16 protein-coding genes are annotated in these 15,107 nt (G+C 37.7%); 11 read left to right on the top strand and 5 right to left on the bottom strand.

The annotated features are described in order from the left end of the window. Positions 1-209: 209 nt before the first annotated feature. The gene (locus tag M948_RS23380) at positions 210-1,700 is read left to right on the top strand and encodes a BCCT family transporter (RefSeq protein ID WP_021288761.1); all 1,491 of its coding nucleotides are present in this window, start codon (positions 210-212) and stop codon (positions 1,698-1,700) included. A gap of 36 nt (positions 1,701-1,736) precedes the next feature. Here the strand turns inward: M948_RS23380 and M948_RS23375 are convergent, their stop codons facing one another. Next, positions 1,737-2,180, bottom strand: a complete 444-nt coding sequence (locus M948_RS23375) for a YueI family protein (protein ID WP_021288760.1) — start codon at positions 2,178-2,180, stop codon at positions 1,737-1,739. A 118-nt stretch (positions 2,181-2,298) separates the two neighbouring features. Next, on the bottom strand, positions 2,299-2,469 hold the full coding sequence (locus M948_RS42675; protein WP_021288759.1) for a YfhD family protein: 171 nt from the start codon (positions 2,467-2,469) through the stop codon (positions 2,299-2,301). A gap of 191 nt (positions 2,470-2,660) precedes the next feature. On the opposite strand from M948_RS42675, the gene M948_RS23370 reads away from it, so the two are divergent. Both M948_RS23370 and M948_RS43400 read left to right on the top strand, forming a co-directional pair. Beyond that, complete coding sequence (locus M948_RS23370) at positions 2,661-4,616, top strand: aconitate hydratase (RefSeq protein WP_021288758.1); 1,956 nt, start codon at positions 2,661-2,663, stop codon at positions 4,614-4,616. A 16-nt stretch (positions 4,617-4,632) separates the two neighbouring features. After that, positions 4,633-4,809, top strand: a complete 177-nt coding sequence (locus M948_RS43400; RefSeq protein ID WP_021288757.1) for a hypothetical protein — start codon at positions 4,633-4,635, stop codon at positions 4,807-4,809. 117 nt (positions 4,810-4,926) lie between these two features. Here the strand turns inward: M948_RS43400 and M948_RS23365 are convergent, their stop codons facing one another. After that, positions 4,927-5,550, bottom strand: coding sequence for a spore coat protein (locus tag M948_RS23365; protein ID WP_021288756.1), 624 nt, complete (start codon positions 5,548-5,550; stop codon positions 4,927-4,929). 172 nt (positions 5,551-5,722) lie between these two features. On the opposite strand from M948_RS23365, the gene M948_RS23360 reads away from it, so the two are divergent. The 5 genes from M948_RS23360 (at position 5,723) to M948_RS23340 (ending at position 11,628) form a co-directional block, all read left to right on the top strand. Further along, positions 5,723-5,977: a hypothetical protein gene (locus tag M948_RS23360; protein WP_021288755.1), complete on the top strand. Its 255-nt coding sequence runs from the start codon at positions 5,723-5,725 to the stop codon at positions 5,975-5,977. Between the two features lie 3 nt (positions 5,978-5,980). Next, positions 5,981-7,333 (top strand): tripartite tricarboxylate transporter permease, encoded by a 1,353-nt coding sequence (locus M948_RS23355; protein ID WP_031334891.1) that lies wholly within the window; start codon positions 5,981-5,983, stop codon positions 7,331-7,333. A gap of 90 nt (positions 7,334-7,423) precedes the next feature. Beyond that, complete coding sequence (locus M948_RS23350) at positions 7,424-9,211, top strand: cation:proton antiporter (protein ID WP_021288753.1); 1,788 nt, start codon at positions 7,424-7,426, stop codon at positions 9,209-9,211. A 106-nt stretch (positions 9,212-9,317) separates the two neighbouring features. Beyond that, complete coding sequence (locus M948_RS23345) at positions 9,318-10,613, top strand: alpha/beta hydrolase family protein (RefSeq protein WP_031334890.1); 1,296 nt, start codon at positions 9,318-9,320, stop codon at positions 10,611-10,613. Between the two features lie 67 nt (positions 10,614-10,680). Next, the gene (locus M948_RS23340) at positions 10,681-11,628 is read left to right on the top strand and encodes an MBL fold metallo-hydrolase (protein WP_021288751.1); all 948 of its coding nucleotides are present in this window, start codon (positions 10,681-10,683) and stop codon (positions 11,626-11,628) included. Positions 11,629-11,705: 77 nt separating this feature from the next. Here the strand turns inward: M948_RS23340 and M948_RS23335 are convergent, their stop codons facing one another. Together M948_RS23335 and M948_RS23330 are read right to left on the bottom strand one after the other, a co-directional pair. After that, the gene (locus M948_RS23335; protein WP_021288750.1) at positions 11,706-12,098 is read right to left on the bottom strand and encodes a hypothetical protein; all 393 of its coding nucleotides are present in this window, start codon (positions 12,096-12,098) and stop codon (positions 11,706-11,708) included. 81 nt (positions 12,099-12,179) lie between these two features. Then, positions 12,180-12,941: an exodeoxyribonuclease III gene (locus tag M948_RS23330; RefSeq protein ID WP_021288749.1), complete on the bottom strand. Its 762-nt coding sequence runs from the start codon at positions 12,939-12,941 to the stop codon at positions 12,180-12,182. Between the two features lie 241 nt (positions 12,942-13,182). On the opposite strand from M948_RS23330, the gene M948_RS23325 reads away from it, so the two are divergent. Genes M948_RS23325 through M948_RS23315 form a run of 3 tightly spaced genes read left to right on the top strand, consistent with a single transcriptional unit; the run spans position 13,183 to position 15,096 of the window. After that, complete coding sequence (locus M948_RS23325; protein WP_021288748.1) at positions 13,183-13,581, top strand: GntR family transcriptional regulator; 399 nt, start codon at positions 13,183-13,185, stop codon at positions 13,579-13,581. Further along, positions 13,574-14,263, top strand: a complete 690-nt coding sequence (locus tag M948_RS23320) for an ABC transporter ATP-binding protein (RefSeq protein WP_021288747.1) — start codon at positions 13,574-13,576, stop codon at positions 14,261-14,263. Before M948_RS23325 ends, M948_RS23320 begins: the two co-directional genes overlap by 8 nt. Then, on the top strand, positions 14,260-15,096 hold the full coding sequence (locus tag M948_RS23315) for a hypothetical protein (RefSeq protein WP_021288746.1): 837 nt from the start codon (positions 14,260-14,262) through the stop codon (positions 15,094-15,096). Before M948_RS23320 ends, M948_RS23315 begins: the two co-directional genes overlap by 4 nt. Positions 15,097-15,107: the final 11 nt, after the last annotated feature.

The raw sequence follows: 15,107 nt of genomic DNA, 5'->3' as shown, positions 1-15,107 counted from the left end.
CCTAATAAACCGTTGATACTATTATTACAAGGAAGCATCTGGATGTAAGCAAACATGGAATAACATACAGTTATTCCCGCCTTACATGATAAAAATGGTGAATAAGGGGAAATTAGTTATCATGTCAGATTCGGTTTGATAATATGCCGTATAGGGTATAAGTATGGCTGTACATAGGTGGAAAAGTAAAAAACAAAAGAGGTGTACGAATGAAAAGTGTAACAAATGTATTTTGGTATTCTTTAGCATTATGTATTATCGTAGTTCTCTGGGGATCAATCGCTCCGAAAAAACTAGAGGGTTTTACAGCAGATGTCACTGCTTTTATTTCTGAACATTTTGGTTGGTATTATTTAATAGTAGTTATGCTTATGTTGTTATTTTGTATTTATCTTATCTTTTCTCGTTATGGAAAAATTAAGTTAGGGAAAGAGAATGACAAGCCAGAATTTAGTTTATTGTCTTGGTTCGCTATGTTATTCAGTGCTGGAATGGGAATGGGTTTAGTATTCTGGACAACAGCAGAGCCTATTTCTCATGCATTTATTAGTTCTCCAAGTGCTGAACTAGGGTCGGAACAAGCAATTAAAGATGGTTTGAAATTTTCGTTTTTTCACTGGGGGGTACATGCGTGGGCAGTATACGGAATTGTAGCATTAGTATTAGCGTATTTTAAATTTCATAAGGAGACACCTGGGCTAATCAGTGCAACATTAGTTCCATTATTTGGGAAAAACAGCATGCAAGGGTTTCCTGGAAAGTTAATTGATACTTTGGCTGTATTTGCAACGATCGTTGGTGTTGCAGCAACTCTAGGATTTGGTTCTGCGCAAATAAGTGGTGGACTATCCTTTTTGTTTGGTACACCAGGTACTTTTGCAATGCAATTACTGGTATTAGTGATTGCTACTATTCTTTTTATAGGGTCTGCCTGGTCCGGAATAGGTAGAGGAATCAAATATTTAAGTAATATTAATATGGGATTAGCAGTTGTATTATTGCTTCTATTATTCTTGGCAGGCCCAACACTTTACATTCTTAATATGTTTACTAATACATTGGGGGGGTATTTATCTGATTTCTTTGGTATGAGCTTACGCATGGCTCCTCAAGATGGCGATAAACGAGCTTGGATTGATAGTTGGACAATATTCTATTGGGCTTGGTGGATATCATGGGCACCATTTGTTGGTATTTTTATCGCTCGTATTTCAAAAGGAAGAACAGTGAAAGAATTTATGCTTGGTGTATTAATTGTTCCAGCAATCGTTTGTTTTGTTTTCTTCGCAGTATTTGGTGTTTCTGCTTTACATTTAGAGCAGAATGGGATCGCAAAAATATCCGAGTTTGCATTAGAAACATCTACTTTTGGCGTATTAAATGAATATCCATTAGGAATGCTGATGTCAATCATTACATTATTTGTAGTTGCAATATTCTTTATAACATCAGCTGATTCTGCAACCTTCGTATTAGGAATGCTGAGTACTGGAGGAACGCTTAATCCACAAAATTCAGTTAAAATTTTGTGGGGGTTCATGCAATCAGCAGTTGCTGCCATTATTGTTTACTTTGGTGGAACACAAGGATTGCAAAATATGCTGATTATTGCAGCGCTGCCTTTCTCTGTGGTAATCATCCTCATGGGTGCTGCATTTTTTAAATCTGCTCATGCTGAACACGGTCCACGAAAAAAATAAAATAAAACCCAAGTGGAGAGTACTCTCATTTGGGTTTTATTTAAACCAATTCTTAATTTTAGAAAGGATGGGGGGAGATGCGTCATTCTTTAGTTCTTCCTGATTTGGCTCTTCTTGAATAAAGATTTGCTCTTTATCAATCGCATAATCATAAGTTAATACCGCACCAATGTCTGTGTCGGACTGTTCTTCGTTGGTAATCGTGGAATGTTCAATATTGTATTTATTTGCTAATGCTTTTTCTTCTTTTTGAAAACGATAGGATACATGCCCATTTATAATCAGTTTTGATTTTGGATTATCTTTCATAGCCTGTTCCAGTGCTTCAAGCCCCTTATTGGACATTACTTGCCCTTTTGTAAGTACTAACACAATACGCTCTCTTAATGTACCTAAAAATTGTTTTCGTTCATTATCTTTAGGGAGCCTAGTACCATACATCCCTTCTGTAAGATAATCGTCAACGTCCTTTTTGCTCATACGACATTCCTCACTTCTTATCTGATAGCCCTATTTTACAAATCACGTAATTTAGAATCAATAAAATTGATTCATGGAAAGGAGCGGTCTTTTAAAGACCGCCCCCTTTATCCAAGTTTTACTCTTTTTTTGCACGTTTATCTGCATGACGACCGCGCGCTTGTGCTTCTTTATCCTCATGATCAGCAAATTCTTCAGAGAATTCAACATCTAGACCATCTGACTTTTGATTTTTCGGTGTTTGCGATAGATAATTATTCCTTTGCTTTCGATGTTCATCTCGTCCCATAATTTCACCTCATTCATCTAAATTTAGGTTTAGTATGTAACAAAAACAGAGAACTATGATAGTAACGAAAGTAGTTTTCTTTTATGTTGAATATTCAAAATAGATCAGCGTGTCTTGGTAAATAATATTATTGTTTTTTGTTATACTAATCGAAAGAAAATTTTTCTAGTGAATAAAGGGAGGTTTACACGTTGGCATTAAATTTAACTCAAAAGTTAATTAACGACCATTTAGTGTCTGGGAAAATGAACCCAGGTGAAGAAATTGGCTTGAAAATTGATCAAACGCTTACACAGGATGCGACCGGTACCCTCGTTATGTTGGAATTGGAAGCAATGGAGTTAGACAGAGCAAAAACTGAAGCATCCGCACAATATGTAGACCACAATTTGATACAAGAGGACAATAAAAATCCAGATGACCATTTATTTCTGCAAAGCGCCACGCAACGTTTTGGTTTATATTACAGTAGACCAGGAAATGGGGTAAGCCACCCTGTTCATATGCAGCGTTTAGCTAAACCAGGTAAGACATTACTTGGATCAGACAGTCATACTTGTGCAAATGGCTGTATGGGAATGTTAGCAATGGGAGCAGGGGGGATCGATGTCGCGTTAGCAATTGCTGGAGAACCCTTTTACGTAAAAATGCCGAAAGTTTGGGGGGTTCGATTAATCGGAAAACTCCCTAAATGGGTTAGTGCAAAAGATATTATATTGGAGCTGCTCAGACGGTATGATGTAAAAGGTGGTGTAGGGAAAGTAATTGAATACTATGGTCCTGGAGTCAGTCAACTTAGTGCAATGGATCGTCATGTGATTGCGAATATGGGGGCAGAGCTTGGAGCTACTGGTACCGTCTTCCCATCAGATAATGAAATTAAGCGGTATTTAAAAGAACAAGATCGGGGGGAAGATTGGATTGAACTTGAAGCTGACAAAAATGCTACGTACGATATAGAGGAAGAAATTGATTTATCCAGCTTAGAACCATTAATTGCAAAGCCTTCTAGTCCAGGGAATGTGGTACCTGTACGAGAAGTGAAAAATACGCCTATTTATCAGTCGTATATTGGTTCTTCAGCCAATCCTGGCTACAGAGACTTTGCCATTGCTGCTGAAATTGTGAAGGATAAAAAAATAGCGGAAGGTTTATCATTTGATATTAACCCAAGCTCGAGGCAAATGCTTCAGGATCTAGTAAAAGAAAATCACATTGCAAGTCTTTTGCAGGCTGGGGCACGACTACATCAAGCAGGATGTAATGGCTGTATTGGTATGGGACAAGCTCCAGCTTATGGTAGAAATAGTTTACGAACAACACCAAGAAATTTTCCTGGAAGATCGGGTACTAGAGAAGACAGTGTTTTTTTATGTAGTCCAGAGACTGCAGCTGCGTCAGCATTGACAGGAGAAATTACCGACCCAACTACATTAGACATGAAATATCCAAATGTACAATTACCAAAACAGCCTACGGTTGATAAGCAGTTGTTACAGCGGCCATTATCATATGAGGATGCACAGAAAGTAGAGCTACAAAAAGGGCCCAATATCGCATCCATTCCTAAAATGGATGAAATGCCAGACCAGATTGAAATTCCAATCTTGATAAAGATGGGGGATAATATATCAACAGATGAAATACTAGCTGGAGGAGCTAGAGTGCTTCCATATCGTAGTAATTTACCAGAAATTAGTAAGTTTACGTTCGAAATTATTGATGAAACGTATTATCAGAGAGGGAAAGAGACAGTGGAAAAAGGAGGGCATGCCATCGTTGGTGGTTTCAACTATGGCCAAGGATCTAGCCGAGAACATGCTGCGCTAGCTCCTCGCTATTTAGGACTTCGGGTGGCTATTGTGAAGGACTTTGCTCGTATTCATTGGCAAAATCTTGTTAACTTTGGCGTGCTTCCTTTAACCTTTGTGAATGAAGAGGATTATGATTTGTTGCAACAAGGGGATGTAATCGTTGCAAAGGATTTAAAAAGGAAAGTAAATGAAGGAAATGAATTCTCTATCGAACTGAAAGGAAAAAATCAAAAAATACAGGTGACCCATGCATTATCTGAACGGCAAAAGGAAATTATGTTAAAAGGTGGGATTATAAACTGGGTAAAAGACCGCAGTGAAAAACAAGGCTGATAAGGAGGGGATAATAATGGATAGTAAAGGTAATCGTTGTAAAGTCTGTGACGGAACTGGGTTACTTTCGGATGATGAGGGATGGCAATATAGATGTTCGGTATGTAATGGTGATGGTATTTTTGGAAAAGAAGATGAAAACAAACCAGCAAGAATAATGGAAGTAGATGAAAATAATCGGTTATTGGATTAGAAAGAGGGTGTTTCTGACACCCTCTTTCTACTTGAATGTTCGTACCCTAGCTAAACGATTCACGCAAGCTCTTATTTCATGCCCACCTGTCGTAGCATTCCAATGGTATCTGTGTTCCTAATGAGATACTGGCCCTTGTGATGGAGCAGGATTAAATGCATTTATTAACTGCTGCATATCTTGTTGCTGTAATTGCGGAACTTGATAATATTGGTGCTTATTTTGGTATAGAAATACTTCATATGCCATTTCAACCAAATTGGGAATACTATCAGAAAAAACCCGTCTTAGCACTGGATTTGTGGTTTCCAATGCCGTTGTAGTAAATGCTGAAGCTGATTGTTTCAACACACCTAACATAAAGCTTGATACACATTCATCATTAATTTCATTCACTGTTTGTGCAGGAGATTTAGGCTGAGTTGGCTGCATTCCATAAAGCACATTATTATCTGAAGCCATATTGTATGTCCGTGTTCCAACAGCGGGCTCTTGTCCTGTCTTTAATGTTTCCACTAATGTGTTATAAAGCTGCGTAAGGAAGGATTTATGCTGCCCGAGCATCATTTTTAATTCAGGATCCTGAATGTGCTGTTCATATAACAAATACTGTTCCATACCACCTACTAAACCTGAAATAGCCTCATGGGCATCAAATAATGCATGCCCACCATGACTTTCTTTTGCAGGCATTTGAGAAGAACCTTCAAGATTTTGATTTGTTTTTTGTTGAAGATGCATATGATTTCCTCCTTTAAGTTAGGTGTATCATCCATTATTTTGATCATTAGCGAATGATTTATGTCGTGAAGAAATTGGGAATTAAACTGATAGCGCGGTGGTTTTCTGCTTCAATTCTGTTTTGCTACCATGTATAATTATGGATTATACCTTACATAGAGGAGAACGAATCATGGAAAATAAATCCGATCATCATAGTCAAAATGAATATATAGAGGTATGGGAAGATCTTGTTCATATTAAAGATCTTATTTTATCGCTTATCATATGTACAGTTACTACGTTAGGAGCCTATTTACTTGCTCCAAACGCCCCCCCTAAACCACTTATTTTTGGTTTAATTGGCGCCGTTATTGGTTTTGTAGTTAGTAGTATAATCATTAAGCCAAAACGAAATTTTCGTTATCTTGAGGGGGAGGAGGAATAAATGATGGATATGGTATTAATAACTGAAATGATCGGTGCATCAGTTATCGGCGCCATATTGTATACCATTATCGGCATTGCACCTGGAACCGATGAGACAGCGGTTCTCGCACCGGTGACGTTAGTACTCGTATTGTCCGGCTTCGAACCAATTGTTATTTTAGCCTTCTTCATCTCAGCTATAGTAGCAAAAAAGCTGACTGATTCCATTCCAGTAGCCATTGCTGGCATACCAGGCGGGGTCATGTCAGCACCAATGGTAGAACATGCAATGATTCTAAAAAAACATGGGATGCCAGAATTAAGTATTCGTAAAATGGCCTCCGGCTCCGTTATCGGAACAATTATTGCAGTACCAATGAGCCTATTGTTAGCAAATTTAATTGCACCACTTTCTGGATACATAACCGAATATGCAAGTCAAATTTTCTTGGGTGGTGCAATTTTTTTAGCTTTAATGACAAAAAATCGCTGGGTTGCTTTATTGTCTATTTTACCCTTTGCTTTTCTTATACAGGGATTGCGTATCTTTTACTGGGAGGCAGAGATCGTCCCTGCGGATCAAACGGTTTTCACTTCGTTTTTCTTAGGGATAACGATAGGACCAGTCATATTAAAATTGGCCGAGTTACTTTCGGGTAAAGTAAGAAAAAATATGCCTCGTTATGGAATGAAAGATATTGCATTAAAGCGTACCCCTAAAACGAAAGGCTTCCCCAATCCATTTAAAATCTTAACAAAAAAGGAAATAGGGACTACTTCGTTAAGTTCTGTCTTAGGGGTACTTACGTTTTTTATGAGCCCTGTTGGAATGACTATTTTTCTAGGAGAAACCTTAACCAGCCGTATTAAAGATCCGGTTAAAAAAGCGGCACGAGCCATTTCGAGTATGGACGGTCTGACAAATGCTGCCTATATTTCAGGAACATTAATTCCATTAATTGCAATTGGATTACCTCTGTCTCCGACAGCAATTGGTCCAGGTGGTGCATTATTCAACGCACCGCCAGTATTTACAGAAGAAAATAACCTTCATCATCTGTTATCGATGACCGATTTTATTGTTGCTACGGTTATTGGCTCTGTGATTGCGATTGCGATTACATTTTATATTACGATGAAATACGCGCAGGAGATTTGTGCATTTGTGTTTCGGTTCATTCCTCATGAAGCCATGTTAGGGCTGTTCTTTGGACTTGTTATGATGCTTGCATTTATGGACGCAGGTATTATAAATATAGCTGGAGTGCTTATTGTCGCGATTGTTGCAGGTCTTCTGCATCGTAAAGGAGTAAATTATGGGGTGCAATTTATGACGCTCTATGCCGCTCCTTGGTTAGTTTCGCTATTTATATAATTTCTCTAATCATGTATGAAAACGGTGGAGAAGGAAAATTTATTATTAATCGGGATTAAATACGTAGTGGTGAAAAAAGGGGATTAGTCTATGCAAGAATTAGGTTTAATTAGTATCGTTGTTGTTATAGCATTAGGCATTTTCTCACAATGGCTTGCTTGGCGAATTCAATGGCCATCGATTGTCATAATGTCGATAGCGGGTTTGTTAATTGGACCAGTTTTTGGTTTTATAAATCCTGAACAGGCTTTAGGGGATTTATATAGCCCAATTGTTTCCCTTGCAGTTGCAGTCATTCTTTTCGAAGGAAGTACAACCCTCGACATTCGCGAAGTCAAGGGTATTTCCAAGTCGGTATTCCGGGTTGTTACATTTGGTGCTTTTTTGGCCTGGATTGGTGGTTCATTTGCAGCACATTTCATTGCAGGACTTAGTTTAGAGGTTGCCTTCATCATTGGGGGATTATTTGTCGTAACTGGCCCAACTGTGATTATTCCACTACTCAGGCAGTCAAAATTAAAGCCTCGAACAGCAGCTGTTTTGAAATGGGAAGGGATCATTGTTGACCCAGCAGGTCCATTGCTAGCCTTATTTGCTTATGAGGTCATTAAAGTCATCGTTGATGATTCCCAGAATATAGGCAGCCTAGGTCCATTTTTCTTTGCAGCATTCTTGGCAGTTGTCATAGGGTACTTATTTGGTGTTATTTTAAGTTTTATGGCAAGTAGAGGGCTATTTCCAGAATACTTGAAATCACCAATTACTTTATCTCTTGTTTTTATTTGTTTTGGTATCAGTGAAGTAATCATGCATGAAACAGGGATGCTTGCCGTAACGGTAATGGGCTTAACATTAGCCAGAACGAAGAAATATATTTCTTCCCTTGGCAATATTAGTCACTTTATTGAAAACATATCGGTATTATTAACATCTACTATTTTTATATTATTAACTGCTTCTTTGACAAGAGAGACGATAGGAGAAGTCTTTACACTGCCAATACTAGGGTTTGTGCTTGTTATGTTATTTATCGTCCGCCCATTGTCTATTTGGATTTCAACCATTGGTACCGAATTAACGGTTGCAGAAAAAACATTAATTGGCTGGATTGCCCCTAGAGGAATTGTTGCTTTAACCGTATCTGGATATTTTGCTTCAACTTTAATAAATGATGGATATGAAGGTGCTTCCATTTTAACAGCATTAACATTTGCTCTCGTATTTATCACGGTTTGTGCACATGGTTTTACATTAGGGCCATTGGCGAAAAAACTACAATTGGCGAGCTCTGAGCCACCAGGGGTGTTAATCGTTGGTGCTAGCAGCTTTTCCATTGCCTTTGCTGAAAAATTGAAAGAATTTGGGAATCCAGTGATGATTAGTGATTCTTCCAGTGGACGGTTATCTCGAATTGAACAAAATGGAATAGCGATTTTTCAAGGGGAAATTTTGGACGAGCATAGTCAATTTGAAGTGGATATGACTCCTTACGAAATCATCCTTGTTATGACCGAAGATTCAACTTATAATGCGCTGGTTACACAGTCATATATTCCAGAATTCGGCTATAATAACACCTTTGCTATACCTACGGAACGAATGGAGTATAAAGATGATGCACAAATCCCTATCGCATTAAAAGCTCATATGTTATTTGGAAAAGAGCATGTGTTTAAGGAATTAAATCGCAAAATCAATACAAATTATCATATTGACAGTGTTACATTAACTGAAAAAATCGAGAAAAAAGAGGATTTACCTGTCGATGGATATCCTCTTTGTATTCGGAAAAAGAATGGAACTATTGAATTCATTACTTTACGAAAAACACCAGCAATGGACAAAGAAGATCAGCTCGTATATTTAACCAAGAAATAAACTCTAAAAAAAGCAATTCTTTTATAAAAAAAGAATTGCTTTTTTAATGAAACTTTTTACTCAAAGAAACGTATTATTAGAAAAATCAAAAAAAGGAGTTCTTTTGTTGCACAAATTCATATTACTGTTCGCTATTCTTTTACTCGGAACGGTAGGATGTAATCAATCAGAGGGAGGAAAAGAAATGCATCCAACTATTGATGGATTTTGGAAAGGTGAAATTGAAATACCCAATCAACCACTGAAAATTGAAGTTACGTTAAGTAACCAAGAAGAATTACTTGGAACAATAAGTATACCCATTCAGGGTGTAGAGGATTATCCTTTATCTAATGTGACGTACGGTGGCAAACAGAACATTCATTTTACGATGGAAATTCAAAATCAGCTGCTTTCATTTGAAGGCGAAGTTAAACCAGAGCAGATTATTGGTACATTTACACAAAATGGACAGTCTTTTCCTTTTCAATTAACAAAAGGAGAACCTGTGGAGACAGAATCCGAATCAGGGGAATATATAGAGATGGAAACGGATACTGGAACATTGTTTGCTGAAGTAGAGTTGCCAAAAGGGAAGGCTCCTTTTCCAGTAATGCTGATTATTCCTGGGTCTGGACAGACAGATCGAAATGGTAATTCAGTTGGGGTTCCTGGTAAGAACGATAGTTTGAAGCTGCTCGCGGAAGAACTAGCTCAACAGGGGATAGCAAGCATTCGGTATGATAAACGTGGAGTGGGGAAAAACCTACAGGCTGCGGTGGATGAAGCAGATATGCGTTTTCAGTTGTTTGTCAATGATGCAGTTAACTGGATTCAAAAATTGGAAACAGATGATCGGTTCTCAACCATCGGAATTATTGGGCATAGTCAGGGCTCATTAGTAGGAATGCTAGCAGCAAAAGAGGCAACGATAGATACATTTATATCTATAGCCGGCCCTGGACATTCTTTGGATAAAGAATTAGGTCGCCAATTAAAGGAACAGCTATCCGAACCCTTAATGAAAGAGGCGAATGAAATTCTAGCATCGTTAACCGCTGGGGAAACAGTTGATCACGTAAGTAGAGAATTGCAAGCTGTCTTTAGGCCATCGGTACAACCATTTTTAATTTCATGGATACAGTATGACCCTAAAACGGTTATTGCTGAATTGGGGATACCTCGTTTAATCATTCAGGGAAGTCATGATATCCAGGTTCCCGAAGAGGATGCAACGTTGTTACAAGAGGCCGCGCCTGAAAGTGAAGTCGTCATTGTAGAAGGTATGAATCATGTGTTAAAACAAGCGCCGATGGAAAGGGAAAAGAATATTCAAACATATAGCCAGCCTGATTTGCCGCTTGCTTCTGGATTAATGGATGGAATTACAGGTTTCTTAAAGCAAATCCATTTTGCAAATTAATCTCGATATTATTTGTCATTATGCTAGGATATAACTACAAACTAGCTATTACTTAGGAGGAGTAGAAATGGAAAGCAAAGCACCTATTCAATTGGATGAACGCATCCACTTAATCGATGGATTTGATCTAGGTGTACCAAACCGAACAGGGACATACGTAATTAATGAACAAGAATTAACGTTAGTCGAAACGGGGCCAAGTCCATCGGTAAAGCATGTGAAAAGCGGGTTAGAAAAATTAGGGTTTCGATTAGATCAGGTGAAATATATTATCGTCACCCATATTCATCTCGATCATGCTGGAGGTGCAGGCGTATTGATAAAGGAATGCCCTTATGCATCTGTAGTGGTCCACCCACGAGGGGAGAGACATCTTATTGATCCGAAAAAGCTGGCTGCAGGGGCTCGTGCTGTGTATGGGGATAGTTTTTCCGATTTATTTGATCCGATTATGCCAATTACTAAAGATAGGCTGGTCGTTAAAGCTGATGGCGATACATTAAAGATTGGTGCTGACTGTATACTAGAATTTCTAGATACTCCAGGTCATGCAAAACACCATTTCAGTATATATGATCCTGTAAGTAATGGAATATTTACTGGAGATACCGTTGGAATTAAATACCATCAATTAGTGGAGCAAGGAGTACCGTTCTATTTACCCTCAACATCACCAAATCAATTTAATCCTGCTGCTATGCAAAAGGCGATTGACCGTATTCGAACCTTAAATGTGGACCGTATCTATTATGGTCATTTTGGAGTAAGCGACTCACCAGAAGCAGCATTAGACCAAGTGGAAGGGTGGCTTGATCTATTTGTAGCAACGGGAGAACAGGCCTATGCATCAGGTCAATCGTATTATGAATTAGCTGAGCAATTATTATCTAGAATTAAAGTAAACTTACGGTCAAGAGGTATTGCTGATGATCATGAAGTTTATAGCTTGATTAATTTAGATATGCAAGTCAGCGCACTTGGTATATTTGATTATTTCCAAAAACAAAGGCAATAATGATAGGGGGCTAGCCACAGTACGCAGCCCCCCTCTTAACTTGATTAAGACTATTTCTTATACTCTGCTTATCTCTTTCATACCTCATCTTCTAGTTTAAGAAAAGTTAAAATTAAAAACAAAGCAAAGCTAATGAGTAAGATGGATCCGCCAACAATAAAGAGAACGGTTGTCATAGTTTCGTTCAAATCAAATGGCCGCAAGTAGTATAGCCACATTCCAGCTGTTAAGCCAATTGCGCCGATAATAGCAGTCCATACATGGAGGGTTGCCAACAATTTATTTGCAGGAGGAAATACTTTATAATAAACGGCCCATGCAAATAATGTTAGCCAGCCAACAACTAGGATATGAGCGTGTACAGTACGAAATTCATACCCGCCTGCGCCAGCCATGTGGGAACCTATAAATGCACCAATCACTGCAAAAATCGCTGAAAAACGTAATAATGTTTTACTATACGTGTTCAAGTAGAACGCTCCTTTGTATTGAAATGGTACGGTTCATCGTTTAGCTTATTAAAGGTTTATGAATAGAAGATGAACAACATGTTACAACCGTTTATACATTTCCATAAAAATTGGACAATGGTCACTTCCATATACATGTGAATGAATATCCGCATCAACCAATTTAGATGTTAGACGATCCGAAACAATAAAGTAATCAATGCGCCAACCGACATTTCTTTCCCGAATTGTCTTCATATAGGACCACCAAGAATATAAGCCTTCCGTATGCGGGTGAAAATGTCGAAGGCTATCGGTAAATCCATTTTCTAGTATGCGTGACATTTTGCCTCGTTCTTCTGTGGTGAATCCTGAATTTCCATGATTTGTTTTATGATTTCTTAAGTCAATCTCTTGATGGGCGACGTTTAGATCGCCGCAATAAATAACTGCTTTTTTTGTATCTAATGCTTTTAAGTACGTATAAAGTTCGTTCTCCCATGCCAAGCGGTAATCTAATCTTGTTAAATCTCGCTTTGAATTCGGTGTATAGACATTAACTAAATAAAAATCTTCATACTCTAATGTAATAATCCGGCCTTCTTCTTGAGACGATTCGTTACCTAAGCCATAAGAAACGGATAACGGTTTTTGTTTGGTAAATACAGCTGTTCCAGAATATCCCTTTCTTTGTGCGTAGTTCCAATATTGGTGATAACCGTTTAGGTCTAGATCAATTTGTCCTTCCTGTAATTTAATTTCTTGAACGCAGAATATATCTGCATCTACTTCATAAAAATAATCTAAAAATCCTTTGCGTATACAGGCACGAAGCCCATTTACATTCCACGATACAAGTTTCATAGATTTATCTGTTCCCTTCTAAAATTCAGTCTGCTGTGCTTTATTCTAGCATATTTATGGCATTGTTCGCTTCCTATAATAACACGGTGAAAATAAGGCATTGACAATTTTAGTGTATCAACCGTATAATACACTTCAGGAGCGTATTACGTGGTTAATACAGTATATATTTTTGCATCGCGTGTATTAATTGGTTAATACACAATGGAGGAACATCAGACGAATAATAGGAGTTGTTGCTATGAAGGTTAATTTTAATAATCGGGATCCGGTTTATGTTCAAGTTGTTCGTTATTTTAAACAACAAATTGCTACCAATATGCTTGAACCTGGTCAGGAGATTCCTTCACGTAGAGAATTAGCAAGTGAATTAAAGATTAATCCAAATACCGTTCAGCGAGCTTATAAAGAAATGGAGGAAGCAGGCTTGATTTATACAGAACGTAATTTACCTAGTAAAATCACCAAGGATGAAAAAATGCTGCATTCCGTGCGCGAGGAACTTATTATTGAGGCGGTTGATTCGTTTGTTGCTTCCGTTCATTCGATACAGGTGCCATTCGAAGAAGTAGTTGCTATCTTAAAAGAAAAATATGAAGAAGTAAGTGATGAGAATAAAAGGGGGGAGAGCAATGATTGAAGTTCATAATATTATAAAGAAATTCGGCCGAAAACAAGTACTAAAAGGCGTGAATTTCACAGCAAAAAAGGGAGAAATTACTTGTCTAATTGGTATCAATGGGGTTGGTAAAACAACTATTATGAATGCCATAATGGCTTTAACACCAATTAACAAAGGCAGTATACAGATTGACGGTAAGGCTATAAAAAAAGACACCTTTGATAGAATTACTTTTATTCCTGATGCAATTACTGTCCTTCCTCATATGACAATTGAAGAATCGATGCAATTCATGCGTGATTATTATAAATCATGGAATGATCAACGAGCATTGGAGCTATTATCGTTTTTTAAGTTAAACCCAGATGAGAAAATCGCAAGTTTATCGAAAGGAAATACAGCAAAAGTAAATTTATTGCTCGGATTAGCGTTGGATGTGGACTATGTATTAATGGATGAACCCTTTTCCGGAATTGATATGTTTAGTAGAGAACAAATTGCAAATGTGTTTACAAGTCATCTGATAGAAGATCGTGGTGTCATTATTACTACACATGAAATCAATGATATAGAACATCTGATTGATAAAGTCATATTGCTAGATGATGGTGTGGTAATTAAACAATTTAACACCGAAGAAATGCGTGAAGTAGAAGGGAAATCTGTTGTGGATGTCATGAGAGAGGTGTATCAATCGTGAAAAGCTATTTAAAACTAACAAACTTTGAAATTGATCGGTTTTTTAAGATTTACCTTGTTTTGATAGCCATTACGGTTACTGTGCAGATAATCGGAACGATTATTGTAGCAAATGACTATATGAATAGAGCTAGTCGTATTATGAATGAAGAGTCTCTGCAAACATCAGCGTTCATTCATAATTATGGATATTTTAGTTTACTTAATTTAATGGACAGCCTTTGGTTTTTTGGGCCAATTGCATTCTGTGTTGCCGGCCTTATCTTTTATACTTTCTTTATTTGGTACCGTGATTGGTATGGTAAGAATACATTTATTTATCGTCTGCTTATGCTGCCTACTTCGAGGTTAAATGTATTTTTTGCAAAAGCGACAGCTATTTTCTTAATGGTATTGGGGTTAATTGCTTTACAACTCGTGCTTCTTTATATCGAAGAACTGATCGTAGAGTTAATTGTACCGTTGGAGTTCATTCAATTTACCAGTATTCCACAGATCATGAATGCGATTAATAGTGCATATGTAGTGCTTTTTCCGAAGACTTTCATCGAGTTTAGTCTTATTTATGGAACTGGTTTAATAGCAGTATTCACTCTATTCACCGCTATTTTATTAGAACGAAGCTATCGTTGGAAGGGCGTATTAATGGGGGCTGGATACTGTATCGTGGCAAGCGGAATCTTCCTCTCACCTGTACTTATTAGTGAACTCAGTGGAAATTATTATCTGTATATCGGTGAGATTATTATCTTAGAGGTTGCTTTGGGCTGTATCATCATTGCTAGCTCTATCTGGCTTAGTCGTTTTTTACTAAATAAAAAGATCACGGTATAGAGGGGGTCACA

The sequence above is a fragment of the Virgibacillus sp. CM-4 genome (assembly GCF_000445495.1).
Taxonomy (GTDB): domain Bacteria; phylum Bacillota; class Bacilli; order Bacillales; family Amphibacillaceae; genus Virgibacillus; species Virgibacillus salexigens.
This window is presented reverse-complemented; position numbering and strand designations above follow the sequence as displayed.